The organism is Candidatus Krumholzibacteriia bacterium (assembly GCA_035268685.1).
In the GTDB taxonomy this organism is placed as follows: domain Bacteria; phylum Krumholzibacteriota; class Krumholzibacteriia; order JAJRXK01; family JAJRXK01; genus JAJRXK01.
This window is the reverse complement of the sequence record DATFKK010000129.1, coordinates 1-25440: the sequence shown is the minus strand read 5'-3', so window position 1 is coordinate 25440 and position 25440 is coordinate 1. Positions and strand designations below refer to the sequence as shown.

The window sequence follows — 25440 nt, the reverse complement described above, 5'->3', positions numbered from 1 at the left end:
CGATCAGTCGCGCAGCGGCTCCAGCCACGCGCGCTTGCGCTGCAGCTTCTCGGCGCGCGAGGCGCCCCAGTCGCCGTCGATCAGGGTGCCGTCCCACGAGCCGTACATGGGGTTGGGCAGCACGAACCAGCGCTGGCCCCACCAGTCGGCGTGGGCGGCCACGCGCGCGTCGCGCTCTTCGGATCCGAGATCCTCGATGTCGACGAAGTCGCCGAGGTTGTCGCCGAACATGGCGACCACGCGGTAGCGCTCGGCCACGAAGGCCCGGCGCGAGGTCTTGTCGCCCGTCCAGCCCTCGCGCTCGCCGCGGGTGAGCACGCGGTCCTCCTCGTCGGACAACGGGAAGCCCTGCAGGCGCAGGTTGTCGGTGGTGGCCTCGTCGACGTTCGCGCGCCGATTGGTGACGTAGAAGACGGCCACGCCGCGCGCATCGGCGGCGCGGCAGAACTCCAGGGCGCCGGGCACGGGCACCGCGGCCCGTTCCTCGCACCACGCCGTCCAGGTCTCCGAGCCGTACTCGTCCTCGTCGAGGATCAGCCGCGCCTGGTAGGCCACGTTGTCGAGGACGGTCTCGTCGACGTCGAGGATCACCGCCGGGGGCAGGTCCTGGTAGTCGCCCGTCTCGAGCTGTTCGAGCGACGCGCTCATGGAACGATCGGCGAGCAGGGCGTCGAGCGCGCGTGTGGCGGACCGGTACACGCCCAGGGTCAGGGCGTCGTACTCGGCGGCCTCCTGCGCCCAGAGCGTGGCCATGAGTCCCTCGTGCTCCAGGCCGCCCGTGCGGGTCGGCGCGAGCGGCGAGTGGGCCAGGCCGTCGGGCTCCTTGCCGCCGACCAGTCGATCGACGACCTCGAAGCTCTCCAGGTCGATCACGCTCACCACGTCGGCGTTGGTGTTCGCGACGAAGGCCCGGTCGCCGTGCGGATGCACGAGGATACCCACCGGAACGGGGCTGTCGTCGAACTGGTCGCCGAACAGGCGCTCGTCGATGCCGGCCACCGTCTCGGCCAGCATGGGCACGCGGTGCAGTTCCTCGCGGGTCTCGGCGTCGAATACGGCCACGTCGCCCGTGCGCGCGTTGCTGACCATCGCATGGCGACCGTCGTGCGTGAACTTCAGGCGGATGGGGAACGAGCCGCAGGGGATGGTCTCGATCACCTCGTGGTCGTCGGTGTCGACGATACTGATCGTGTCGCTGCCGCGGTTGGTGATCCACACCTCCTCGCCCGACGGATGGGTGTCGATGCCCTCGGGCTGGGACTGCAGCTCGAGCAGGGCGAAGCGCTCGCCGGCGTGCAGGTCGATGACCGCGACGTCGTCGGAGCGCATGTGCGGCACGTAGGCCCAGCGCTCGTCGGGCGTGATCGCCACCATGTGACCGAGCTGTCCACCGGTCGGCATGGCGCGCGTGATCTCGCCGGCGAGGACGTCGACCTCGAGCAGGTGTTCCGAACCCTCCGTGGTGACGATCACGTGGCGGTCGTCGCGCAGGAAGACGATGCCGTGCGGTCGGGTGTGCTCACCGAGTTCGATGGTGCGCACCACCTCGAGCGTGGCCAGGTCGATCACCGTGAGCGTGTGGCCCGGCTCCTCCTGGCCGTAGTCGGCGACCACGGCCGTGCGCATGTCGCCGGCCACGGCCACCTCGTGCGGCCCGACGCCGGTGGGGAGCTTCGCGATCTCCTCGCCGGTGGCCAGGTCGAGGATCGAGGCCGAGGCCTCGTCCTTGTTCAGCACGATCAGGGTGCCGGGTTCGGGCCCGGTGGCCGCGACGGCCGGGTGCGCGGTGAACAGGGCGACGAGCAGGACGAGGACGATGGCGGTGGTCTTCATGGATCCTTCCGGGCCGGAACCGAGGAGCGATCGGGTCGAGTCGGGACAGGACGGGGTAGTATAGTGGTGCGGCCGGAACGCGTCGACGAACACGAGCTGCAACCCGCATCACAGCCGCCACGTAGGCCTCGCATCGGGTGACTCCGGACGGGAGCGCCTCCCCGACGCCCCCGCCCCGGTCCGGACCGGGAGGCGACCATGCTCGGTCGCACGATCTCGCACTACCGCGTGCGCGAGAAGATCGGAAGCGGGGGGATGGGCGACGTCTATCGCGCGGTCGATCTGCAACTCGATCGGCCCGTCGCCCTGAAGTTCCTCAACGACGAGCTCCTGCACGAGGACGCCGCGGTCGAGCGCCTGCACCGTGAGGCGCGGGCGATCGCTCGGATGGCGCATCCGAACATCGCCACGCTCTACGAGATCGTGCGGACGCCGGAGACGATCTTCCTCGTGCTCGAGTTCCTCGAGGGCGAGTCGCTCGACCTTCGCCTCGCCCACGGTTCCATGGGCCTCGACGAGATCCTGCGTGTCGGCATCGGTGTGGCACGCGGATTGGCCGAGGCCCACGCGCACGGGATCGTCCACCGCGACGTGAAGCCGGCCAACGTCATGCTCTCACCGCGCGGCGACGTCAAGATCCTCGACTTCGGGCTGGCCCGGGTGCCGGTCGCGAACAAGGACCGCGCATGTGGTCCCGAGGCCACGCCGGCCGGTACCGTCAGAGGCGACATCGCGTCGAGGGCCTGGGCGGCGGGCCAGGAGAAGACGCTCGAGATCGCCGACGGGATCTCGGGAACCCTCTCGTACATGGCGCCCGAGCAGTTGTCGGGCGCTCCGCCCGATCCCTCGATGGACGTCTACGCCCTGGGCGTGATGCTCTACCGCATGTGCTGCGGCAGTCTTCCCTTCACCGCCGCGAATCGGCCCGAACTGGTGGCGAAGATCCTCTGTGACCGGGCGCCGCGCCCGGGCCAGTTCCATCCGGATCTGCCCCGCGAACTCGAGCGCCTGATCGAGGACTGCCTCGAGAAGGAACCCACGCACCGGCCCTCGTCGGCGGGTTTCGTCGCCGACGAGCTCGAAGCCCTCGCGCACCGGCACCTGCGCCGGTCGTTGCACGGAACGCAGCGGCTGGCCGTGCTTCCCTTCGTCGACATGAGCGCCGAAGGTGACCAGGCGTACTTCTGCGACGGTATCACCGAGGAATTGATCCTGGGGCTGTCGCACGTGGCGAAGCTCGACGTGATCGCGCGGACCTCGGTGTTCCGTTACAAGAACAGTCCCATGGACATCCGGCGCATCGGCCACGACCTCGGCGCCGACGCCGTGCTCGAGGGCAGCGTGCGCAAGGCCGGCGAGCGTCTGCGGATCACCGCGCAACTGATCGACGTGGCCAGCGGCAACCCGCTGTGGTCGGAGAGCTACGACCGTCAGCTGCGTGACGTCCTCGCCGTGCAGGACGAGATCGCCCGCAACATCGTGCGCGCGCTCGAGGTCACCCTGCAGCCTGGCGAGTCGATGCCCCGCGCCTACCGTCGCGCCCGCGATCCCGAGGCCTACGACTACTATCTGCGCGGACGTCAGTTCTTCTACCTGTACCACCGTCGCGGCATGGAGCTGGCGCTGAAGATGTTCGGCCTGGCCGTCGAACACGATCCCGACTTCGCCCTGGCCTACACGGGCATGACGAACTGCTGGTCGTACCTGTTCCTCTACGCCGATCGGCGCTCGGAGAGCCTGCAGAAGGCCGACGAGGCCAGTCTGCGGGCGCTGGAGCTCGACCCCGACCTGGCCGAGGCGCACGTGGCCCGCGGTCAGGTGTTGTCGTTGTCCGAGCGGCACGACGAGGCCGAGCAGGAGTTCCGCCGCGCCATGGATCTCGACCCGCGCCTCTTCGATGCGGCATACCTGTACGCGCGCGACTGCTTCGCGCAGGGACGGCTCGAGGAGGCGGCGGCGTTGTTCACGCGGGCCCAGGAACTCGACCCGCGCGACTACCAGTCGCCCGCACTGCTGGCCATGGTCCACGACGGATTGGACCAGCCCGCACCGGCGCTGCGTGCACGGCGCTGCGCCGTCGACCTGATCGAGGAGCACCTGAAGCGGCACCCGGGCGACGTGCGCGCCCTGTACATGGGTGCCAACTGTCTGATCTCGATCGACGAACCGCGCCGCGCCCTGGAATGGGCGGAGTTGGCGCGTTCGATCGAACCGGACGACCCGATGGTGCTGTACAACCTCGCCTGCATCTTCTCGAAGGCCGGCGAGGTCGACGACGCGCTGGACTGTCTGGACCGCGCCGTGCGTGGTGGTCTGGTCCAGCGGGGGTGGATCGTGAACGATCCGGATCTCGAGGCGGTCCGCGCGCACCCGCGCTACGCCGAAGTACTCGCATGGGTCGACCAGGCGAAGGCGCGCGCCGCAGAGGGCGATTGACAGTCCGGGGACCGGGGTCCGAAGCTCTCCGGGTCGGAGTTCATCCTCGCGTTCCCGAACCACCACACCATGCTCGCCGAGACGCGCCGCCGCCTGATCTGGCTGTCGATCTTCACCGTGGCCATGGCCCAGCTCGAGGCCACGGTCGTCGTGTACCTGCGCGAACTCTTCTACCCCGAGGGCTTCGAGTTCCCCCTGAAGATCATCCGGGGATCGATCGCCTGGATCGAGATCGGCCGCGAGGTCTCGACCGTGGTCATGCTCGTGGCCGTTGCCAAGCTGGCCGCCCCGCGCGACGCGTGGCGCCAGTTCGCGGCCTTCCTGTGGGCCTTCGGGCTGTGGGACATCCTGTACTACTTCTGGTTGTGGGTCATGCTCGACTGGCCGGCCAGTCTGTTGACCACCGACGTGCTGTTCCTGATCCCGGCACCGTGGATCGGGCCGTGCCTGGCGCCCATGACGATCGCGGCGATCATGATGGGCAGCGGTCTGGTACTCGAATCGCTGCGCGACCGCGGCCGGCGGGTCCGCGTCACGCGCCTGGAGTGGGCGCTGACCATCGGCGGCGCGCTGGCGTTGATCGGGATCTTCGTGCTCGAGGCGCCGGCGGTGATCGAGGGCGAGATGCCGGGTCCGTTCCCGTGGATCTGGTTCCTGCTGGTCCTCGCCGTCCCGACCGCGGCCGCGGCGTCGGCGTGGCGGCGGAGTGAAAGGGAAGGCGACGCGTGAGGTACTGGATCTGCATCCTGATCGTGACGTTGGCCGCCTGCGGCCCCGGCGACGGCGACGAACGGCCGGCGCCGCGCTACACCGACGACCTCACCGGCATCGAGGCGCGGGGGACGCTGCGGGTGCTGGTGGAGGTGGACGACGACCAGTACCTGCCGCGACGCGGCGATCCCCTGGTGCGCGAGCGCGAGATCGCGCGCGAGTTCGCGCGGCGTCGCGGCCTCGAAGTGGAGTTCGTGTCGCTCGACCGCTTCGCCGACCTCGTGCCCGCCCTGCTCGAGGGACGGGGCGACGTGTTGGCGGCGAACCTCACCGTGACCGATGCTCGCAGCGAACGCGTGGCCTTCACCCAGCCGATCGATCGTAGCCACGAGACCGTGGTCGCCGCGGCCGATTCGCCCGTCCCGTCGACGATCGACGACATGGACGGCACCATCGGCGTGCGGCGCGGGACCAGCTTCCTGGAGACGGCCGAGCTGCTCGCCGCCGAGCACGACGCCGTCGACGTGCGCGTCTTCGAGGGGTCGATCGGCAACGAGGACGTGCTCGACTCACTCGTCGCCGGCGTCGTCGACTACACGATCCAGGACAGCAATCGGCTGGACGTCCTGCTTGGCTACCGTGAGGGCATCCGTCGGGGCCCGGTGATCACGTCGGCCCGGCCGCTCGCCTGGGCCGTACGTCCCGACAATCCCGCCCTGCTGCAGGCCCTCGACGCCTTCCTGTTCGAATTGCACCTGCTGCAACCCGAGGAACGGATCTACGTCGAGGATCTCTCGGCTCTGCGCGAGCGCGGGCATCTGCGCATGATCACGCGCAACAACGCGGCCACCTACTTCCTGTGGCGCGGGCAGCTCATGGGCTTCGAGTACGAGCTCGCGAAGAAGTTCGCCGCCGATCAGGGACTGCGTCTCGAGGTGGTGGTGGCACCGTCGCACGATGACCTGTTGCCGATGCTCCGCGCGGGCGAGGGGGACTTCGCCGCGGCCTTCCTCACGCCCACCGACGAGCGGCGTGACGCCGGTGTGGCCTTCAGCCGTCCCTACCACTGGGCGTCCGAGGTCCTCGTGGGTCGCCGGGGCGAGGCCGCGATCGACTCGATCGCCGATCTCGGTGGCCGCACCGTCACCGTGCGGCGCTCGAGCGCCTACTGGACCCACCTCGAGGCCCTCCGCGATTCGACGGGCATCGACTTCGAGCTGCGCGCCGCGCCGGCCGACATGGAGACCGAAGCGATCCTGCACGCCGTGGGCGAGGGCGAGATCGATCTCACCGTGGCCGACTCGCACCTGCTCGAACTCGAGATGACCATCCGCGACGACATCGCGGGTCTGCTGACGCTCGGCGAACCGCAGGGACACGCCTGGGCCGTTCACCCCGACAACCGCGAGCTGCTGGCGGCGATCGACGCCTACTTCGACCAGCAGGTGCGGGGACTGTTCTACAACATGCGCTACACCAAGTACTTCGAACGGGTGCGGCACCTGAGCGACGGCGGCGCCGAGTTGCGGGGCGACGGTAGCATCAGTCCCTACGACGACCTCGTGCGCCGCACTGCCGAGGCGCACGGCTTCGACTGGCGACTGGTGGTGGCCCAGATGTACCAGGAGAGTCGTTTCGACCCCGACGCCGAGTCGTGGGCGGGGGCGCGCGGTCTCATGCAGGTGTTGCCGCGCACCGCGCAGGAGCTGGGGATCGACGACCTGCACGATCCCGAGAAGAGTATCGAGGCCGGCCTGCGCTACCTGGAGTGGGTGCGCGAGCGCTTCCCCGCGTCGCTCGATCCGGCCGAGCGCATGTGGTTCACGCTGGCCGGCTACAACGCCGGGCACGGGCACGTGCGCGACGCCCGCCGATTGGCGCGACGACTCGGCTACGACCCCGACCGGTGGCTCGGTCACGTCGAGCACGCCATGCTGAAGCTGTCCGAGCCGGAGCACGCGAACCGGGCCCGCCACGGTTTCGTGCGCGGGCGGGAGCCGGTGCAGTACGTCCGATCGATCCGTGATCGCTATCGGGCCTACGTCGAGTTGCTGCGCAACGGAACACGGTAGCCCGAGGCCCCGGACGCGACGAGGCCGGTGGATGTCCACCGGCCTCGCGTCCGTGTCGGGTCGTGGGCGCGGATCAGCGGACCGGCAACGAGAATTCGGTTCCGTCCGGCGCCTCCAGTTTCACCACGAACTCCACGGGCCCGCCGTACACCTGCAGGTAGTGCTCCACCAGTGGGGTCAGGTCGAAGCGCCGCCACTCCTCCCACCACGCGTCACACAGCTCGCCACGGTCGTCGTGCGACAGGCGGAGCCAGGTCTGCGGCGGAGCGGTCTCCACGAAGTTGCGACCGGCATAGGCCAGCAGCGGATGGCCGGGGCTGCATCCGCTGTAGCCGACCCGGACCTCGAGCAGGTACCGCACCGGCCGGGTTCCGTCGGCCGGCGGCGCCATCGTGATCCGCGCGTCGAGCAGACGGTACGGATCGGTCTGCACCGAATCGGCGGGACCGTCGGACAGGATGACCACGTCGTCGGGCGGCGGTGGTGGTGGCGGAAGCTCCTCGGCGATCCCGAAGTCGGCGCCGTCGAATCCCTGCGGTTCGCCCGTCGACGACGGCGTGATCAGGATCTCGAGCGGATTCGGCGTCGAGAACGACCAGGGAAGCGGCCCGGCCGTCGGCGGCGGCAGGTACAGCGCGCTGTACAGGCCCGTCCGGCGGATCGGCACCCGCCAACGGCCGGTGTCGTCGACCATGGTGCGCTGCAGGTATCCGTCGGCGTGGGTGACCTGCACCATGCCCGCGCCGAACGGCAGCTCGTCGTCGTCGAGCTCGCCGTCGAGATCGTCGTCGAAGAACACACGGCCCGAGATCGTGGGCCGGCTCGGATCGAGCCCGACCCGTACCGCCGCGCCGAAGGCGAAGGACACGCCGCCCGGCACCTCGAAGCGCCACGTGCGCGCATCGGAGGTCTCGCCGGGTCCGAGCAGACCGTCGTCGCCGAAGGTGCCGCCGTAGTCGAACCAGTCGGGGTAGGGCCCTTCGGGCGGTACGTCGTCCGGCCCGAAGTCGACGACCTGGTTGTCGCCGTTGAGCAGGCGAACGGTCGACGGATCGTAGGCGCCCAGGAACACCAGCGCCGGCAGGCCCACCGTTCGGTCGGAGCGATTGCGGAGAGCGACGTCGGCCTCGACGACGCCGGTCGTGACGTCGACCTCGACGCGGTCGGCCACGAGGTCGATCCGGACCGGCCCTTCGGGCGTGTCGGTCACCAGTCGTTCGAGGACGACCTCGTCGCCGTCGAAGGCCCCACCGAAGGCCAGGGTCGCGTCGTCACCGCTCGGTGGGTTCGTCGACGACGGGTCCTCGCCACATCCCAGGAACGCGGCGATCGGGAACAAGAGGAATGGAAGGAACAGGAAGCGGCGTAGAGTCCGAGACATGGGATTCTCCTCGTGGCGGTTCCACCCGGTCGTCGACCGCGCGGAGAGGGGATGCACGAGACGGCGGCGCGCCGGCCGCCGGCTGCTTCCGGGGATCAGTGTACGGCCATCGAAGGGTGCCGAACAAGCCGTGCGCCGGGTCAGGTGTCCAGCAGCTGGCGCACGAGGATCATGCCGAAGAGCAGCAGGGCCAGCGCGAGCGCGCCGTTGGCCGCCCGACGATTGCGGACGGCGCCGAGCCAGCGGGCCCGCCCGTTCATCCACAGCAGCGAGGCGGCGAGCAGGGGCATGAACAACGCGCCGGTCACCGTGTACAGACGGATCACCCACACCGGCCGGTCGAGCGCAAGCAGCAACATGGGAGGAATCGCCAGGTAGGCCAGGCCCAGACGGTACGCGCGCCCGTGCGTGTCGACCGGCGTGTCGAATTCGCCGCGCCATGCCTGCGCGGTGTCGGCGAACAGGTAGGGCACACCCTGCCACACACCGAGGGTGCTCGTGGCGATCGCCGCCCACGCACCGATCAGGAAGACCGCGCGCAGCGCGGTGCCGGCGTCGGTTCCGAAGCGCTCCGCCCCCGCGGCTCCGATCGCGTCGCCGCACGCGACCAACCCCCGCGAACCCGCGGGCAGCCCGTCGCCGCCACCGAGGACCGAGGTCGCGAGCAACAGCATGGCCACACCGAACAGCGCGGTCAGCGCGTATCCCACGCCCAGGTCGATGCGCACGTCACGAAGTCGTTCGATCGACGACCACCGCTTTTCGCGGATCCAGTAGCCGTAGCTCAGGAGCGTCACGCTGCCGCCGACGCCGCCCATGAGCGCCAGCGCGCTCGGCGCCGAACCGGTCGGCAGGGTCGGCACCGTCAGCCCGCGCAGCGTGGCCCCGGGATCCACGCCGATCAGGAGCACGCTGCCGAGGAGTGTGGCCACCATCAGGCCGATCAGACCCTTCATGGTCGACTCGAAGAGACCGTAGCGCCCGGTCGACACGAGCGCGGCCGCGGCCAGCGAGTGGAGCATCGCCCACGCCGCGATCGGAACCTGCGGCACCAGCGCGTGCGCGGCCACGCCGCAGGCGCTCATGAGGCCTCCGGCCACGATGAATCCCCACACCACCAGGTACACCGTGAAGTAGATCCGCAGGACCGGGCCCAGGTACCGGAACCATCCCTCGAGCAATGGCGTGCCGGTCGCCAGTTGCCAGCGGGCGAGACCTTCGTTCATGGCGAACTTCAGCGCCGCACCGACCACGATCACCCACAGCAGCGGCGTTCCGTGTTCGGCGCCGGCGATCAGGGCGGCCATGAGGTCGCCCGCACCCACGCCCGTGGCCGCGATCGCCAGGCCCGGCCCGACGATGCGCAGCCATCTCACGGAGAGGTTCCCTCCTGGAACTGCATCGACTGCAGGGTCCAGTACCGCCGGTAGAGCTCGTTCGCCTCGTAGAGTTCGTCGTGCGTGCCCGAAGCCACGATCCGCCCATCGTCGAAGACGAGGATGCGATCGGCCCGACGCGCGGTGACCAGGCGGTGGGCGATCACCAGTGTGGTGCGCCCCTTCATCAGTTCGGTCAGGGCTTCCTGCACGCGCTGCTCGGAGTCGGGGTCCAGGGCACTCGTCGCCTCGTCCAGGAGCAGGATGGTGGGATCGCGCAGGAATGCCCGCGCGATCGCCAGGCGCTGGCGCTGTCCGCCCGACAACCGTACGCCGCGCTGTCCGATCTCCGAACCGTAGCCGTCGGGCAGCCGCTCGATGAACTCGGCCGCGCCGGCCATCTCGGCCGCGCGCCGGATCTCGTCGTCGCTCGCGTCGAGACGGCCGATCCGCAGGTTCTCCTCGATCGACCCGCTCATCAGGAAGATGTCCTGGGGCACCACTGCGATGTGCCGGCGCACGTCGTCCACGCGCAGGTGGCGCAGGTCGATCCCGTCGAGCTGGACGTTGCCGGCGACGGGATCGTGGTAGCGCAGCAGCAGGTTGAACACCGTGCTCTTGCCGGCGCCGCTCGGTCCGACCAAGCCGACCACTTCGCCCGGTTCGATCACCAGATCGACGTCGCGAAGGGCGAGGCGCTCGGGATCGTCACCGTAGGCGAAGTCGACGTGGTCGAGCCGCAGCTCTCCGCGGGCGTCCCGCAGCGGAACGGGGTGCTCCGGATCGGAGATCGTGGGCAGTGTGTCGAGCAGCTGGAAGATCCGCGCGCTCGAACCGCGCAGCTCGCGGAAGGCGGCGTACAGCGATCCCAGTGTTCCGACCGAGACGGCGATCGAGAAGGTGTACAGCAGGAAGGACGTCAGTTCTCCCGGCGTGAGCGCACCGTCGAGCATGAGGCGGCCGCCGTACCACATGACCACGGCGAAGGCGCTGTAGGCGGCGAACTGCACGGTGCCACTGAACGCACCCTCGACGTGCGCGTTGCGGATCTGCACGCCGAGCAGCGAACGCAGCTTGCCGAAGTAGCGGCGGACCTCCTCGCCCTCGCGCTGGAAGGCCTGCACCGTCCGGATGCCGCTCAGGGTCTCCTCGGCCCGCGCTCCCGCGGCCGCGGTCGCGTCGCGCTCCTGCTGCGACAGGCGCTCGAGCTTGCGCCCGAAGTACACCGCCAGCAGCACCACCGGCGGCACCACGATCAGGGCCACCAGCGTGAGCTTCGTCTGCAGGACGAGCAGGATGGCCAACGTGCCGATGAAGCGCAGCACCGCGGAGATCCCACTCGGGATACGGTTGGTGAGCGAGGCCTGGACCTGTCCGAGATCGGTTCCCATGCGGCTGAGCAATTCGCCGACCGGACGGTTCTCGTAGAAGTCGGGTGACAGGACGGCCAGGTGGTCGAACAGATGGTGGCGAAGGTCCAGGAGCATGCGTGCGCCGGTGGTACGCAGCACGTAGTGCTCGACGTAGGTCGTCACGCCCAGGGCGGCGAAGAGAGCGATCAATGCGCTGACGATACGATTGAGACGATCGAGGTTTCCGTCCACCAGTGCGGCGTCGACCACGCCCCCGGCCACGCGTGGCGTCACCAGGCCGATCGCGGTTCCGATCAGCATGAGCGACGTGGCGGCGATCAGCGATCCCACGTAGGGGCGCGCCAGGCCCAGGATCCGCTTCAGGTCGGCGGGCGGCGCGAGATCGTCGCGGATCTCCTCGGCGTCGCGGAAGGGGTCGGACATGCGGGCCTCGGGGGGTGGATCTGCGGGAGCGCTCCGGGGGAGCTATAGCATCGATCTGCGGTGTGTCCCACGGCCAATGGAGCCGTCTACGGCGCTTCCTGCCCGGTCGATGCGATCCTGCCGACGCCGGCCATCGCCAGGACCGCTCCCGCCGCCAACAGGAGGGTCAGGTGGCGAACGTCGAGGCCCGCGTCGATCGCCAGGCCGAAGAGTACCGGCGACGCGGCAGTACTCACGACCATGAGCGCGTGCTGCATCGCCCGGATCGCGCCGAGATGCCGGCGCCCGTAGAGCTCGACCCACAGGGCCCCGGCCACCGTCGAGCCCATGCCCGCCGAGAAGCCGACGAGGGCCATGTACACGAAGGCCACCGGTCGTGCATCGGCGACGGCCAGCGAGGCCAGTCCGAATGCCATGGGCACCAGGACGAGGCGCACGATGCGCCGGGCGGACCATCGGTCCACCGCCCAGCCGCCGAGCAGTCCACCGCACACCTGGGTGACGGCGTACGCGAGGAAAGCGGTCGCCAGGAGCGACAGCGGCCAGCCCATTCCGTCGGCCACGGCGGCCTGATGGAAGAACAGCCCGGTCACGACGAAGGGTGGGGCCAGGACCACCGGCAGGACACGATGGAATCGACGATCGCGGACCACGTCACGCCGGCTGGCGCCGGGCTCGGAGTCGTCGGGCCCGTCCGGGGCCGAAGAGACACCACGACCGAGCCGGACCAGTGCCGGGAGCACCAGGGTCACCAGGACGACGGCACAGGCCCACCATACGCCTCTCCACGAGGTGAGTGCGAGCGCGGCCACCACCAGGCTCGGTAGCACGGCCTCTCCGACCGGGAAGCCGAGCTGGGCGATGGAGAGACTCCGCCCGCGCGCCTTGGTCGCGTGGCGGGCCACGGTGGTGATGGCGATGTGTCCCATGAGGCCCTGGCCGCACAAACGCAGCAGGAGCAGCCCCGGGAACAGCATCCAGGCCTCGGGCGCCACCGCGATCAGCCCGCAGGCGACGGCGAAGGACGCCACGACGACGGCGGTGAAGCTCCGGAGCGGCGTACGGTCCAGCCACCGTCCGGCCTCGATCATTGTCAGACCGCTGACCAGGGTGGCCGCACTGTACACGGTGCCGAGCCCCGCGTTGCTCAGGGCGAAGTCCGCCCGCCACTGGCCGCCGAAGAGTCCCACGAAGTAGGTCTGGCCGAATCCCGAGGCCAGCGTGGCCAGGAAGCCGAACGACAGGAGTTCGAGCTGCGCGGGAAGGCGGCGGGCCACGAGAGATGCGCTCCGGGGCGACGGGAGGGGCGATGCGGCCCGCCAAGATAGGCGCACGAGGCTGCGGGCGACACCGCCCCCCCTGCATCGGGACACCGGTTGCGAGCGAACACCACCGCACGTCCGGCCGGGTTTTGCACTCTCGTCACACCCCAGGCTTTGGCAGTTCGTCCGATTGTCGTTATAACAATAAATGTCTCACGGCCGGAACCCGGCGAGCCCGAGGGTCGCCTTCGCAAGGGCGGACCCGCGGCCGAGTCCCGGCGACGGCCCTGGAACACCCGACGCCCCCTTCGACCCGAGGAATTCCGACCATGAAGAAGATCCTGTCGACCTTCGGCGCCCTCGCCCTCGTCGTCATGCTGGCCGGCCAGGCCACCGCGGCGACCTGGCAGATCGACACGACCCATTCGACGCTCAGCTTCAAGATCCGTCACATGCTCAGCAAGACCGGCGGGCAGTTCACCGACTGGAGCGGCACCATCGAGGCCGGTGACGACCTGACGAAGGGCTCGGTGAACATCGAGATCCAGGCGGCCAGCATCGACACGCGTGACGAGAAGCGCGACGAGCACCTGCGCAGCGCCGACTTCTTCGACGTGGAGACCTACCCGACCCTGACCTTCGAGAGCACGAAGGTGGAGATGGACGGCGACAACTACGTCCTGCACGGCAACCTGACCATGCACGGTGTGACCCAACCGGTGGAGATCCCCTTCGAGTTCCACGGCACCGCCACCGACCCGTGGGGGAACACCAAGGCCGGGTTCAGCGGCACCGTGACCATTGATCGCAAGGACTTCGGCATCGTCTGGAACCAGAACCTCGACCAGGGCGGCGTGGTGCTCGGTGACGAGGTCGAGATCCAGATCGACATCGCCGCGGCCAAGGCCGAGGCGGGAAAGTAGGAACCGGTTCCGGCGTTCGCTGCGGCGGCTGGATTCGATCGGCCGCTGCGGCGGATCGCGGAACCTCGACCGGAGGGTGGCTCGGCTCGCCCTCGATCGCGACGCGAGACCCCGGGGGGAAGCCTCCGGGGTCTCGGCGTCTGGCGCCGGGGCCCCGGCCCACCTAACGTGCCGCTCCCGATTCCGTTCTCTCCGGCCGAGGCCTCCGATCTTGGACATCCGCAACGTCGCGATCATCGCGCACGTCGACCACGGCAAGACGACCCTGGTCGACCAGATCCTGCGCCAGTGCCATGCCTTCCGCGATCACCAGGTCGTGCAGGAGCGCGTGATGGACTCCGGCGACCTCGAACGCGAGCGCGGGATCACCATCACCTCGAAGAACTTCGCGGTCACCTACGCCCACGGTGGCGGCGAGACCCGGATCAACCTGATCGACACCCCCGGTCACGCCGACTTCGGGGGCGAGGTCGAGCGGGTGCTGAAGATGGCCGACGGAGTACTGCTGCTGGTCGACGCCTTCGAGGGCCCGATGCCGCAGACCCGCTTCGTCCTGCAGAAGGCGCTGCACCTGGGCCTGACGCCGCTGGTGGTGATCAACAAGGTCGACCGCCCGCACGCGCGTCCGCACGAGGTGCTCGACGAGGTCTTCGACCTGTTCACCCAACTGGACGCCACCGACGAACAGCTCGACTTCGCAGTCGTGTACGCGAGCGGGCGCGACGGTTGGGCCGCCACGGAGCTCGACGACGTCCGCGAGGATCTCGGACCTCTGCTCGACCGGATCGTGCAGGTCGTTCCGGCTCCCGCGGTGGAGGACGGACCGTTGCAGATGCTGGTGGCCGCCATGGATCACAGCAATTTCCTCGGCCGTATCGGGGTGGGTCGCATCGTGCGTGGCTCCCTTTCGGTGCGCGACCGGGTGGTGCTGCTCAAGCGCGACGGCAGCCGCGTGAACACGCAGGTCAAACAGCTGTTCGTGTTCGACAACCTGGGCCGGCGTGAGGTCGAGGGGGTGGACTGCGGCGACATCTGTGCGGTCGTGGGTCTCGACGACGTGGACATCGGCGACACGCTGGCCGACGTCGAGCGGCCCGAACCGCTCCCGATCATCGCCGTCGACGAGCCCACGTTGAGCATGACGTTCATGGTGAACGACAGTCCCTTCTACGGACAGGATGGCAAGTACGTCACCAGCCGGCAGCTGCGGGAGCGGCTCCAGCGCGAGGCCGAGCGGGACGTCGCCCTCCGCGTGCGCGACGGACGCACGGCCGACCAGTTCGAGGTCAGTGGCCGCGGCATCCTGCACATCTCCATTCTCATGGAGACCATGCGGCGCGAGGGCTTCGAGTTCATGGTCGGCCAGCCGCAGGTGATCTACCGGGAGATCGGCGGCCGCAAGGCCGAGCCGGTCGAGGTGCTCACCGTGGACGTGCCGTCCGACCTGGCGGGCACGGTGATCGAATACGCCGGATCGCGTCGGGGCGAGATGGTCGACATGCAGCCGGGGGACGGGCGGACGCGCATCGAGTTCCACATTCCGAGTCGCGGCCTCATCGGGTTCCGCAGCCGCATGCTGCAGGCGACCGGCGGCGAGGTCGTGCTGCACCACCGCTTCTACGAGTACGAGTTCTTCAAGGGAAGCATCCCCGAGCGGCAGACGGGCAGTATCGTGAGCATGGCCAAGGGGCCGGCGAACGCCTACGCGCTCGATGCGTTGCAGGACCGCGGCGTGTTCTTCGTGGAGTCGGGCGACGAGCTCTACACCGGTCAGGTCATCGGCGAGTCGAACAAGGACGAGGACCTGGTCGTGAACGCCCAGAAGGCGAAGCAGCTCACGAACATGCGCGCCGCCGGCAGCGACCGGAAGCTTCGGATCGCCCCGCCGGTGAAGATGTCGCTCGAAGAGGCGCTCGAGTACGTCGATCACGACGAGCTGGTCGAGGTCACCCCGAACCACATGCGCCTGCGCAAGACCCTGCTCGACGAGAACGCCCGCCGGCAGGCGGCGAAGCGGCGGAAGCTGGGCACGAGCCCCTAGTGTTGTCCCGCACGACACGAACCGAGGGGTTCGTGTCATGGGAGCTCGAGCCTGGCTCGTTCTTCGAAGAACGAGCCAGGGGCCCACTCCGACCTTGCGTCAACGCAACGGCACGTCGACGGCCACGACCGCGAAGTGCAACCAGGCGAAGTTGTAGACCGCATCGACGTCGGCCCCACCCTCGATGGTGCGGTAGCCCACGCTCACACCCCAGCCGTGTCGACGGCCGTAGCGCAGCGTTGCGGCACCGTCGATCGCTCTTCCCGGCCCGCCACCCAGGGCCTCGACCTCGAGCGAGCCACTGAAGGTGTCGGTGAAGAAGCGTCGGCCGGCGAGGTGCAGCAGCGGGACGAAGCCGAGGTCGGTGTCGTTCGCACTCAGCCCGTCCTGTTCCAGCTTCACCTCGGCATCGCGCAGCTTGGCGGTGAAACCGATCCAGGCGTCGCCACGTGGGCCCGACACCAGGCGGTAGCGGTAGCCGATGCGCCACGAGTTGAACCGGTAGGTGGCCTCGGCCTCCCGCCCCGCGGCGAAGGTCTCTCCGGCGAAGGAGATCCCGGTGTCCGGCGTGCCCGACTCCACCAGCTGCAGCGGCGCGCCGAGCGCGTGGAGCTGATGACGGTCGCTCAGGTTCCAACGCAACGTCAGCCTGCCCGCCGCCACCGGTCCGTTGCCCACCAGGTCGACCAGCGAGAAACGCGTGGCCGAGGCGTCGTTGGGGATCTGGACGTCGTTCTTCGACTGCCAGACGGCGGCCCCCTCGAGTTCGAACTCGAAGCGCGGGACGTCCTGGGCAGTGGCGATCGTGGCGACGGTCAGCAGCGCGAGAGTCGTGATCCATCGCGTCATGGCGGTCCTCCTCACCCGAAACGGACGGCGACGAAGCTGGCGATCACAGCACCGACGGTGGCCAGCGCCAGTGCCAGCGCCCCCAGTTGCACGAGCGGACCCTCGGCACGTTGGCTCTGCTTGAGCAGGACGAACATCGCCAGGCCTCCGACCACGAAGCCGCCGGCGTGTGCCCAGTTGTTCGTGGTGCGCGAGACGAAGCCGAAGGCGAACAGCAGTACCGCGTACATGATCGCCTGTTGGCCCACCGCCTGTCCCCAGGCGCCGCCGTGGTGTCGCGCCAGGATGATGGTGGCGGCGAGCAGTCCGAAGATCGCACCGGAGGCTCCGACGGTCGGATTCCCGGTGACCGTGTTGGACACGACGAATCCGCCGGCACCGGCGAGAGTGTACAGCAGGAAGAAGCGTCCCGGACCGAGGTCGTGCTCGAGCTGTGGACCCAGGATCCGCAACCACATCATGTTGAAGAAGATGTGCAGGAGGCTGCCGTGCAGGTAGGTGGCCGAGAGCGGCGTCCACCACAGTCCGAAGCGATCGACGAGGCCGCCGCTGGTCATCCCCAGCTGCAACAGTGCCTGGCTGCTCGGCGACAGGATGTTGAAGAAGCCCCGGCTCTGCATGACCGCCCCTGGATCGAGCACGAGCGACAGGGCGTACAGGATGCAGCAACCCCAGAAGATCAGCTGTGTGACCTCGAGCGTGCCGAAGGTGCGCTGCAGGATCGGGGCGAGCCCGAACAGGGACGGTTGCCAACGCCCGCAGTTCGGGCACCGGGACTCGCCGAGTTCGACGAGCCGCCCGCACTCGGGACAGACGACGGAACCGGGTCCTCGCAAGGTCAGACGGCCTCGACGCTCTGCACCTGGGGAATGAAGTGGCGCAGTCGCGCCTCGATGCCCTGGCGCAGAGTGGCCGTGCTCGAGGGGCACCCGCCGCAGGCGCCCTGCATCTTCAGCTGCACGACGCCGTTCTGGAAGCCCACGAACATGATGTCGCCGCCGTCCATGGCCACGGCGGGGCGGATCTGCTTGTCGAGGATCTCCTTGACCTTGGTCTCGACCTCGCCCTGCTCGCCGCCGTGGTCGTCGACCTCACCGGTCAGGATCGGCTCATCGGCCATCAGGTGCTCGCGCAGGACATCGACGATCGTCGGCGACAGCGTGGTCCACTGGTCGTCCCGATCGGCGGTGACGGTGACGAAGTTCTGGCACAGGAAGACGCCCTCGACGTGGTCGAGGTCGAAGAGCTTGCGCGCCAGGGGGGAGCGCTCGCAGCTCTGCGGTGTGCGGAAGTCCGCGCTGCCCACCTCGACCAGCGTGCGATCGGTGAGGAACTTCACGCTGCGCGGGTTCGGCGTGCCCATGGGTTGGATGTCCGGCATGCGAACGTCGGTCATCGGGTGCCCCCTCTTCGGAATCCGGTGGTCCGGCCGGCGTGGGATCGCCGGCCAGCGAGGTCACAAAATAGCAGAAAGGCGGCGGAATGCCCCTGTCGATCGGGCTCGGTTCCGATGCGTCCGCGCTGTAGGAGTCCATGGCCTCGTCCGGGGCTGTAACTGTATTGGAATGAACCTCTTGCGTGGGGCGAGGGCGGGCGTGCCTCCGTGCGTCCTCCGGGGCGGAACGCGGCCACGCCCGGATCGTGGCGCCCCCGGCCCGGATGCGCGATCCTTAGGGCTTCCGCCCGTTCCGGCGCCGCGAGGGTGCCGGACCCGACCGTCCTCCGTCCGGCTCTCCCCAAGAGGTCTCGATGAACGTCGATCCCCTGCAGGCCCCCGGCCATCCCGCATCGCATCCCCATCCCGTGCCGACACCGACCGCGGTGGTCGCGGTGGGCGGCCACGCCTTCATCCAGAAGGGGGAGACGGGAACGATCGAGGACCACGAGCGCAACGCTCAGGTCCTCTGCGATCACCTCCTGCTGCTCATCGAGCGCGGCTACAACCTGGTGATCACGCATGGCAACGGTCCTCAGGTGGGCAACCTCATGCTGATCCAGGAGACGGCCACGGCCGAGGTGCCATCGATGCCCCTCGACGTGCTGGTCGCCCAGACCGAGGGATCGCTGGGCTACATCCTGCAGCAGGCGCTGCTGAACCAGTTGCGCCAGCGCGAGATCAAGCGCTACGTCGAGACCGTCGTCACCCAGGTGGTCGTCGACGTCGACGATCCGGCCTTCAACGATCCGACCAAGCCCATCGGCCCCTTCTACGACGAAGACACCGCGAAGGAACGGAAGGGCGAACTCGGATGGAGCATCACCGAGGACGCCGGGCGCGGCTGGCGTCGGCTCGTCCCGTCTCCGAAACCGCTCAAGGTGATCCAGCGCCGCACCATCCGCGACAGCGCGCTGCGCGGGCACATCGTGCTGGCCGGTGGGGGCGGGGGAATCCCGATCGTGATCGATCCCGAGACGCGTGCCTACAAGGGCGTGGAGGCGGTCATCGACAAGGACCTCACGAGTGCCGTGCTCGCGCGCGAGATCGAGGCCGACCTGTTCATCATCCTGACCGCGGTGCCACAGGTCTACGTCGGCTTCGGCACTCCCGAGGAGCGGGCGCTCGGCGCGGTCACGCTGCAGGAGATCCAGCGGCTCCGCGCCGAGGGGCACTTCCCGTCGGGGAGCATGGGGCCGAAGATCGACGCCGTGGTCGACTTCCTCGAGCAGGGGGGGAAGCGGGCCCTGGTGACCGATCCCGCGAGCCTGCACGCTGCGATCGACGGTCAGGGCGGGACCCACTTCATCGGCCGGATCTGAGGCCCGGCCCGGGTCTTCACCTGGCTTCGACTCTCTCTTCCCCGTTTCTTCGATTCCGGCGGCAGAATCCGGTGGATCGGGGAACTCCGGGGAATCGAGAGGCTTCCCGCGGGGCTCCCATCTGTGTTAGGTTGCCCCCGCGGTTCCGGTGGAGGTCGACGTACCGTCCCGCCGGTGCCGGACCTGAACCCCGCTCAGGCTCCCGAGCAATCGCCTCTCTCGAGCTGGCGCTCCCTCGCGCGGCGGCGCTCGTCCGAGAGTACAACTCGACGACCTGACTCCATTCCGGAGGACCATGCCCATGCGGCTCCATGCCCTCTTCGCATTCGCACTCGTGTTCGCCGTCGCCGCGCCAGCGTCGGCCCAGAACGTCATCCTCATGGACTACTCCGGCTTCTCGTACGAGACCGGTGGCCTCGGTGACGGTGCGCCCAGCGACCCCGGTGACGTTCTGGTCATCACGGCCGTCGCCGACCAGTACGACGAGCTCTTCGGCGTCGATCCGCTGAGCCAGGAAGTGACCATCTACATCTACGATCTGGTGAGCGATGGTGGCTTCGACGACAACGGCATCGAGCGCATCGCCTACACGGGCGGGCGCATCGAGGTCTACGAGGACCCCGTCCTGAACCACGAATGGGGCACCAACCCGCCGAACGGCCTGCTCACGACCTTCACCGACGGCCAGCTCCTGTTCGAGGGTGAGTTCACCGACTTCAACCTGAGCATCGACGGATTCGGGATCGGCGGGTACACCGGGAACATCGACGGTGTCGGTGGGACCGCGGCCCAGATCTGCGACAACGAGGCCGATTGCGCCTACACCTTCGGCGGTGCCTTCACCAAGCCGCTGGCTACGCAACTGCCCGAGGGTTACGACCTGCAGATCACCGGGACCCTCGAGGTCGACGCCGCCGTCGACACCGACGAGTCCAGCTTCAGCGCCGTGAAGTCGCTGTTCCGGAACTAGACCCGACACTCGCGAACGACCCAAGGAGAACGGACACGATGAAGAACTTGCTCCTGATGTCTCTCGCGGCGCTGGTGATCTCGCTTCCGGGCACCGCGACCGCTCAGTCCCAGTGGTTCGACTTCAACGGCCAGGCCCTGTTGCCCGGCGGAGTCGGTGGAACCCTGACGATGGTGTCGAAGATCACCAACAATGGTTCCATCGAGACGCCGCTGCCGCTGACCGGTGACGTGAACGCTCGTTACACCCTGGTCATCGAAGGCCTCGAGCTGATCACCGACAGCGGGACCCAGCAGGATTTCGCCGGGGGCACGATCGCCCTCTACGAGGACGACGGCACGCTCGCCGACTTCGGCGATGCCGCGACCTTCAGCGACGGCACCGCCATTCTGACCGGGACCTTCGATCAGTTCCGCCGCGTCGACTTCGGTTCGGTGCAGAGCGGTGCCGGCACGGTCAACTGGACCGGTGGCACCCGTCTCGGCGAGATCGCACCGGCCGATCAGCTCGGCTGGGCCTTCGTGGTCAGCATCAGCAGCAGCACCACGGTGACCCTCGATGGGTACGACGAGAACTGGAACGGCAAGGTCGAGCCCTCCGATCCGATCGTCGACGGCGAAGTTCGCACCTGGGGCCAGCTGAAGCGGAACTACCAGTAGATCCACCGCGAACGAGACGAAGCACAGATCCCGGAATCGGGATTCGGGTCGAAGGGCCGCTCTCGCGAAGAGGGCGGCTCTTCGCCGTTGCTCGAGGTCGGGTGGGTCAGGTCGCCGGCGTCGGTCGCGTGGGACGACGCCGGGTCAGCGCAACGCCCAGGAACACCAACGCGGCCGCCGGGATCAACCGCAGCGACAGCGGTTCGTCGAGCAACCACGCCGACAACGGAGCCGCCAGGACGAATTGCAGGTACACGAACAGGGCCACCCGTGACGATTCGACCCGTCGCAGGGCCCACACGTTCAGCGCATAGGTCCCGACCGTCGGCCCCAGCACGATCACGACCGCCAGCAGCCACACCAGCGGGGGCACCGCCGACCAGTTCGTCGAGACCAACGAGGGCAGCCCGAAGAGGGTGATCGCGATCGCCCCGATCCCGAACACGATCGGGGTGACGATCCTGGCCCCGAGTTCGCGCGCCACCGGCCGCGACAAGACCAGGAAGACCGAGAAGGAACTGGCGTTGGCCAGTGTCAACAGGTCTCCCTGCACGGTTCCCGCCGATGGGTCGAAGTCCTCGACGCGAAGCAGGATCAGCACGCCGGTCAGGGCCACCGCCACCGCGGCGACCTTGCGCCGGTCGAAGTGTTCCTGTCGGAGCAGGACGGCGACGAGCAGCGTCACGACGGGGATCGACGTGTTGATCAGCGCACTGTGCGAGGGCACCGTGCGCGACAGGCCTTCGACGAAGAGGATCTGGTTGACGATCACACCGAACACGCTGAGCAGGGCGAGGCGGGCCCACATCCTTCGTGAGCGCGGCCACCGCGGCCAGTCGTGCCGGGTGAAGGCCAGCATGATCGCGGCGGCCCCGGTCACCCGCAGCGCGGCCCACGCCGGCGGCGGGATGTGCTCGAGCAGGTGCTTCGCGGCCACGTAGTGGATCGCGAAGAGAAGCTGCACCGTGAGCAGCGCGAGGGTCACCCGGTCGAAGCGCATGGCGCCGAAGGTAGACGCGGCGGCACTTCGCGGCCATCTTCCGCCCGATCACCGTTCCGAGGGAGGAGTCCACATGAGCAGCACGATGCCCGTCACCCTGACCATCGCCGGCAGCGACAGCGGGGGCGGCGCCGGGATCCAGGCCGACCTGAAGACCTTCTCGGCGCTCGGCGTCTTCGGCACCAGCGCGATCACCGCCGTCACCGCGCAGAACACCCAGCGGGTACGGGGCTTCGTGGCCCTGGACCCGGCCTTCGTGCGGGCGCAGATCGACGCCGTGGTCGAGGACTTCGACGTGGCCGCGGTGAAGATCGGCATGCTGGCCAACGCCGAGATCGTCGACGCCGTGGCCCGCGCGCTACGCGAACACGGGCTGCCGAACGTGGTGCTCGACCCGGTGATGGTCGCCGGCAGCGGCGATCCCCTGCTCGAGGACGACGCGGTCGAAGCGGTCCGGGATCGGCTGCTGCCGCTGGCGCACCTCGTGACGCCGAACGTCCCCGAAGCCGGCATGCTGCTCGAGCGCGAGCTCGCCGACGACGACACCGAACTCCGCGCCGCGGCGAAGTCTCTGCACCAGAGCTGCGATGTGGCCGTGCTGCTGAAGGGCGGACACCGGCGGGGCGATGCCGACGACCTCCTCGTGACCACCGGCACCGAGCACGTGCTCGAGGCCGAGCGGGTTCCCGGCAACGTCACGCACGGAACGGGGTGCACGCTCAGCTCGGCGATCGCGGCGCTGCTCGCGCGTGGTCGTTCGATGGACGACGCGGTGACCCAGGCCAAGGACTACGTCACCCGCGCCATCACCGAGGGCGTGCAGCTGGGCAAGGGCCAGGGCAATCTTCATTTCTTCTGGGAGTACTACGGGAACGAGGGGTTGCCGTAGCGGAAGTGACTATTGTGCAATGATTCGGGGCGGTGAAAAGGTTGTCGTGGCGAGGTGGTTCACATCCCTGTAGCGGGTGGCACGGCGAGCCCAACACCCGACCAGGGTACAGCCGGCGCGTCGGCGAAAGGCGGCGGCGACACTCACCATCCGGCGGCAGTGCAGAAGGCAATCGCATCGCGGCGCACCACTTCGACGGAGTGGGTTCGAGGCCCTTCCCCGCGCTGGTGCGAGACCCCCCTCACACGAACTCCGCCACCCTCCGATTGTGCGTCCCGCACAGCAGCCGGAGGTTCGCGACGTCGTTCGTGCCCCCCTCACAGTACGGCTCGACGTGATCGATCTGGAGATCGTGCGTCGTCGTACACCGCGTCCCCTCCGGTGCGACGAACGCGCAGCGATGACCGTCGCGCTCGAACACGGCTTCGCGCGTGGCGCGCGGGATGTGACGCGTGCGCCGGGCCGTCGGAGGATTCGACCGCCTGCGTCGCTTCGGTCGATGTTCGTCGTGGTAGGCCACGAGCGTCCGAACGGTCTCCTCGAGGGTCAGCGGTTTCGGCCGCGTGCGACTCAGGCGCGTGCGCGCGGCCTGCAGAGCGTCGAAGTCCTCGCGCGTCATGGTGAACGAGACGGAGACGCGGGCTTCGGAGGGCGTCGGGGCTGCAGGAGACGTCGGCCTGTCGACGGCCGTCGCGGGTCCGGCAGCTCGCGCAGGTTCGCTGGTGTCGGACGAAGCCCCTACGCGCGGCCTCGACCCGGAAGCGGAACTCCCCACCGTATCTTCCGACGCGGAACTTCCCCAATCCATCCCCAACTCGGAACCGTTGTTTCGCGCCGGGCGGGCAACGGCGATCGGGCGCACCCGCTCGGCCGGCTTCGGAACCGGCCGCAGTCCGGCCACGACCGCATCGACGTCGTCGGGCGTGAGCCCGTCGATCGAGCGCAACAGCGCATCGGGATCGGGGCACGACTCCAACGACGACGCGACCTTCGCCAGTGCCGTGAGGCTCGTGCGATGCCCGCGCAACATGTCGATCACGAACGGACAGCGCATCGCGCACCGCATCGCCGCGAACCGGCGCGACGCCGCGGCGGGCGAGTACTTCAAGCGCTCGACCAACAATTGGAACACGGAGCGATACCCCGCATCGACGTGCGCGCGTGTCCGATGGCATTCGACGAGGCCTTCGATCAACGCGACGGTCGCGTCGTGTTCGCGGGCGCGCAGGGATTCGAGGCGCTTCAGGATCTGCATGGCGGACTCCACGGGAGGGCGTGTGGACTGCGCGCATTGTACACCCGGTTTTCGGACGCTCTGAGCGGGCGTGGGTGGGCGTTTCGGGGCACGGGATGGCGTCGAAGTGCAATGCACCGCCGAAACATCCGTGGAGGTCGAACCAGTGGCGTCAGGAACCGCATCGGTCGTGGAATGGCCACCTTGCGAAGGTGCACCCCCAGAAGGCTGTCAATGGGCTCGTGACGAAAGCTGGGGATGTCCGCGTTGCGGCGGAACGGGACTCCGGTGAATCCACGCGCGGGATTGAATCGCCCCGGGATTCCCGGAGACTCCATTCTGTGAGAAGACGGGGTCATGTCACGACGAAGAAGATCTACCGAAGAAGGGGTTGCCTGATCTTCCGGAGCGCACCGTGGCCGGGTGCGGATCCCTGCGCTAGACTCGCCCCTATCCCGCTCCCGGAGGTCCGATCCGTGCTCCGCCGTGTCCTGCTCCGTCTGTCGATCGTCGCCACGGCGCCGATTCTCGCCGCCACCCCGGCCGCCGCCGCCGACGATCTGGCCGCCTTCGTCCGCGCGAACTACACCAAGACCGAACACCTCGTGCCCATGCGCGACGGCGTGCGACTCTACACGGTGGTCTACACGCCGAACGACCTCGAGGGTGAGTGGCCGGTCATGCTCTTGCGCACACCCTACGGCAGCGGGCCCTACGGAGCCTCGGACTACAGGACCCGTCTCGGGCCGAGCGAGCACTTCGCGCGCGAGAAGTTCGTCTTCGTCTACCAGGACGTCCGCGGCAAGCGCATGAGCGAGGGCACCTTCGTGAACATGCGCCCGCAGCGCGCCGGCGGCGAGGACGGCGTCGACGAGAGCACCGACACCTGGGACACGATCGAGTGGATCGTCGACGAACTGCCGCGCACGAACGGGCGCGTGGGGATGTGGGGGATCAGCTACCCCGGGTTCTACGCCGCCGCGGGCATGATCGACACCCATCCCGCGCTGAAGGCGGTGTCGCCGCAGGCCCCGATCGCCGACTGGTGGTTCGACGACATGCACCACCACGGGGCCTTCGGCCTGAACCTCGCGTTCAACTTCTTCAGCAGCTTCGGCGTGCCGCGTCCCGAGCCCGCGGAGAAGGGCGCGCCGTGGTTCGACCACGGCACCGACGACGGCTATCGCTTCTTCCTCGACCTCGGCCCCTTGAAGAACGTGAACGAACTCCACTTCGAGGGAGAAATCCCGT

Annotated in this window: 20 protein-coding genes; 10 read left to right on the top strand and 10 right to left on the bottom strand. The window is 68.7% G+C overall.

What is annotated here, in order from left to right; all coding sequences use genetic code 11:
* Positions 1–3: 3 nt before the first annotated feature.
* A complete protein-coding gene (locus VKA86_12290) occupies positions 4–1833 on the bottom strand; it encodes an HAD family acid phosphatase (GenBank protein HKK71992.1) in 1830 nt (609 codons plus the stop codon).
* Positions 1834–2031: 198 nt separating this feature from the next.
* On the opposite strand from VKA86_12290, the gene VKA86_12285 reads away from it, so the two are divergent.
* The 3 genes from VKA86_12285 to VKA86_12275 all read left to right on the top strand — a co-directional run bounded on the left by VKA86_12285 (position 2032) and on the right by VKA86_12275 (position 7052).
* Positions 2032–4269: a protein kinase gene (locus tag VKA86_12285; GenBank protein ID HKK71991.1), complete on the top strand. Its 2238-nt coding sequence runs from the start codon at positions 2032–2034 to the stop codon at positions 4267–4269.
* A 69-nt stretch (positions 4270–4338) separates the two neighbouring features.
* Positions 4339–4998 (top strand): hypothetical protein, encoded by a 660-nt coding sequence (locus tag VKA86_12280; protein HKK71990.1) that lies wholly within the window; start codon positions 4339–4341, stop codon positions 4996–4998.
* Entirely contained in the window at positions 4995–7052 is a 2058-nt protein-coding gene (locus VKA86_12275; GenBank protein HKK71989.1) for a transporter substrate-binding domain-containing protein, read from the top strand. The genes VKA86_12280 and VKA86_12275 overlap by 4 nt, the downstream gene beginning before the upstream one ends.
* A 73-nt stretch (positions 7053–7125) precedes the next feature.
* Here VKA86_12275 and VKA86_12270 read toward each other — a convergent pair whose 3' ends face one another.
* The 4 genes from VKA86_12270 to VKA86_12255 form a co-directional block, all read right to left on the bottom strand.
* Positions 7126–8433: a hypothetical protein gene (locus VKA86_12270; GenBank protein HKK71988.1), complete on the bottom strand. Its 1308-nt coding sequence runs from the start codon at positions 8431–8433 to the stop codon at positions 7126–7128.
* A 140-nt stretch (positions 8434–8573) separates the two neighbouring features.
* Positions 8574–9809 carry an Nramp family divalent metal transporter gene (locus VKA86_12265; GenBank protein HKK71987.1) on the bottom strand — a complete coding sequence of 412 codons (1236 nt, stop codon included), beginning with the start codon at positions 9807–9809 and terminating at the stop codon, positions 8574–8576.
* On the bottom strand, positions 9806–11605 hold the full coding sequence (locus VKA86_12260; GenBank protein HKK71986.1) for an ABC transporter transmembrane domain-containing protein: 1800 nt from the start codon (positions 11603–11605) through the stop codon (positions 9806–9808). Before VKA86_12260 ends, VKA86_12265 begins: the two co-directional genes overlap by 4 nt.
* A gap of 86 nt (positions 11606–11691) precedes the next feature.
* The gene (locus tag VKA86_12255) at positions 11692–12882 is read right to left on the bottom strand and encodes an MFS transporter (protein HKK71985.1); all 1191 of its coding nucleotides are present in this window, start codon (positions 12880–12882) and stop codon (positions 11692–11694) included.
* A 314-nt stretch (positions 12883–13196) separates the two neighbouring features.
* Between VKA86_12255 and VKA86_12250 the strand changes: the two genes are divergently transcribed.
* Both VKA86_12250 and typA read left to right on the top strand, forming a co-directional pair.
* Positions 13197–13790, top strand: coding sequence for a YceI family protein (locus tag VKA86_12250; protein ID HKK71984.1), 594 nt, complete (start codon positions 13197–13199; stop codon positions 13788–13790).
* 208 nt (positions 13791–13998) lie between these two features.
* Complete coding sequence (typA, locus tag VKA86_12245) at positions 13999–15831, top strand: translational GTPase TypA (GenBank protein HKK71983.1); 1833 nt, start codon at positions 13999–14001, stop codon at positions 15829–15831.
* A gap of 99 nt (positions 15832–15930) precedes the next feature.
* Here typA and VKA86_12240 read toward each other — a convergent pair whose 3' ends face one another.
* Genes VKA86_12240 through VKA86_12230 form a run of 3 tightly spaced genes read right to left on the bottom strand, consistent with a single transcriptional unit; the run spans position 15931 to position 18076 of the window.
* Positions 15931–16680, bottom strand: coding sequence for a hypothetical protein (locus tag VKA86_12240; protein ID HKK71982.1), 750 nt, complete (start codon positions 16678–16680; stop codon positions 15931–15933).
* A gap of 11 nt (positions 16681–16691) precedes the next feature.
* Positions 16692–17516 (bottom strand): rhomboid family intramembrane serine protease, encoded by an 825-nt coding sequence (locus VKA86_12235; protein HKK71981.1) that lies wholly within the window; start codon positions 17514–17516, stop codon positions 16692–16694.
* 2 nt (positions 17517–17518) lie between these two features.
* Positions 17519–18076 carry a NifU family protein gene (locus tag VKA86_12230; protein HKK71980.1) on the bottom strand — a complete coding sequence of 186 codons (558 nt, stop codon included), beginning with the start codon at positions 18074–18076 and terminating at the stop codon, positions 17519–17521.
* 353 nt (positions 18077–18429) lie between these two features.
* Between VKA86_12230 and arcC the strand changes: the two genes are divergently transcribed.
* The 3 genes from arcC to VKA86_12215 all read left to right on the top strand — a co-directional run bounded on the left by arcC (position 18430) and on the right by VKA86_12215 (position 21066).
* Positions 18430–19437, top strand: a complete 1008-nt coding sequence (arcC, locus tag VKA86_12225) for a carbamate kinase (GenBank protein ID HKK71979.1) — start codon at positions 18430–18432, stop codon at positions 19435–19437.
* Positions 19438–19738: 301 nt separating this feature from the next.
* Positions 19739–20407, top strand: a complete 669-nt coding sequence (locus VKA86_12220) for a hypothetical protein (GenBank protein ID HKK71978.1) — start codon at positions 19739–19741, stop codon at positions 20405–20407.
* 38 nt (positions 20408–20445) lie between these two features.
* Positions 20446–21066 carry a hypothetical protein gene (locus VKA86_12215; GenBank protein HKK71977.1) on the top strand — a complete coding sequence of 207 codons (621 nt, stop codon included), beginning with the start codon at positions 20446–20448 and terminating at the stop codon, positions 21064–21066.
* Positions 21067–21172: 106 nt separating this feature from the next.
* Here the strand turns inward: VKA86_12215 and VKA86_12210 are convergent, their stop codons facing one another.
* A complete protein-coding gene (locus VKA86_12210; GenBank protein HKK71976.1) occupies positions 21173–22066 on the bottom strand; it encodes a DMT family transporter in 894 nt (297 codons plus the stop codon).
* Between the two features lie 73 nt (positions 22067–22139).
* On the opposite strand from VKA86_12210, the gene thiD reads away from it, so the two are divergent.
* Positions 22140–22955 (top strand): bifunctional hydroxymethylpyrimidine kinase/phosphomethylpyrimidine kinase, encoded by an 816-nt coding sequence (thiD, locus tag VKA86_12205; protein ID HKK71975.1) that lies wholly within the window; start codon positions 22140–22142, stop codon positions 22953–22955.
* A gap of 241 nt (positions 22956–23196) precedes the next feature.
* Here the strand turns inward: thiD and VKA86_12200 are convergent, their stop codons facing one another.
* Positions 23197–24210, bottom strand: coding sequence for an HNH endonuclease signature motif containing protein (locus VKA86_12200; GenBank protein HKK71974.1), 1014 nt, complete (start codon positions 24208–24210; stop codon positions 23197–23199).
* Between the two features lie 455 nt (positions 24211–24665).
* On the opposite strand from VKA86_12200, the gene VKA86_12195 reads away from it, so the two are divergent.
* Positions 24666–25440 (top strand): CocE/NonD family hydrolase (locus VKA86_12195; protein HKK71973.1); only part of this gene is annotated, 775 nt, incomplete at its 3' end.

Coding starts and splice junctions, on each gene's coding strand:
- VKA86_12220 (HKK71978.1), top strand. CDS start 19,739: ATGCGGCTCCATGCCCTCTTCGCATTCGCACTCGTGTTCGCCGTCGCC.
- VKA86_12230 (HKK71980.1), bottom strand. CDS start 18,076: ATGACCGACGTTCGCATGCCGGACATCCAACCCATGGGCACGCCGAAC.
- VKA86_12200 (HKK71974.1), bottom strand. CDS start 24,210: ATGCAGATCCTGAAGCGCCTCGAATCCCTGCGCGCCCGCGAACACGAC.
- VKA86_12210 (HKK71976.1), bottom strand. CDS start 22,066: ATGCGCTTCGACCGGGTGACCCTCGCGCTGCTCACGGTGCAGCTTCTC.
- VKA86_12260 (HKK71986.1), bottom strand. CDS start 11,605: ATGTCCGACCCCTTCCGCGACGCCGAGGAGATCCGCGACGATCTCGCG.
- VKA86_12215 (HKK71977.1), top strand. CDS start 20,446: ATGAAGAACTTGCTCCTGATGTCTCTCGCGGCGCTGGTGATCTCGCTT.
- VKA86_12290 (HKK71992.1), bottom strand. CDS start 1,833: ATGAAGACCACCGCCATCGTCCTCGTCCTGCTCGTCGCCCTGTTCACC.
- VKA86_12280 (HKK71990.1), top strand. CDS start 4,339: ATGCTCGCCGAGACGCGCCGCCGCCTGATCTGGCTGTCGATCTTCACC.
- VKA86_12270 (HKK71988.1), bottom strand. CDS start 8,433: ATGTCTCGGACTCTACGCCGCTTCCTGTTCCTTCCATTCCTCTTGTTC.
- VKA86_12285 (HKK71991.1), top strand. CDS start 2,032: ATGCTCGGTCGCACGATCTCGCACTACCGCGTGCGCGAGAAGATCGGA.
- arcC (HKK71979.1), top strand. CDS start 18,430: ATGAACGTCGATCCCCTGCAGGCCCCCGGCCATCCCGCATCGCATCCC.
- VKA86_12250 (HKK71984.1), top strand. CDS start 13,197: ATGAAGAAGATCCTGTCGACCTTCGGCGCCCTCGCCCTCGTCGTCATG.
- VKA86_12240 (HKK71982.1), bottom strand. CDS start 16,680: ATGACGCGATGGATCACGACTCTCGCGCTGCTGACCGTCGCCACGATC.
- thiD (HKK71975.1), top strand. CDS start 22,140: ATGAGCAGCACGATGCCCGTCACCCTGACCATCGCCGGCAGCGACAGC.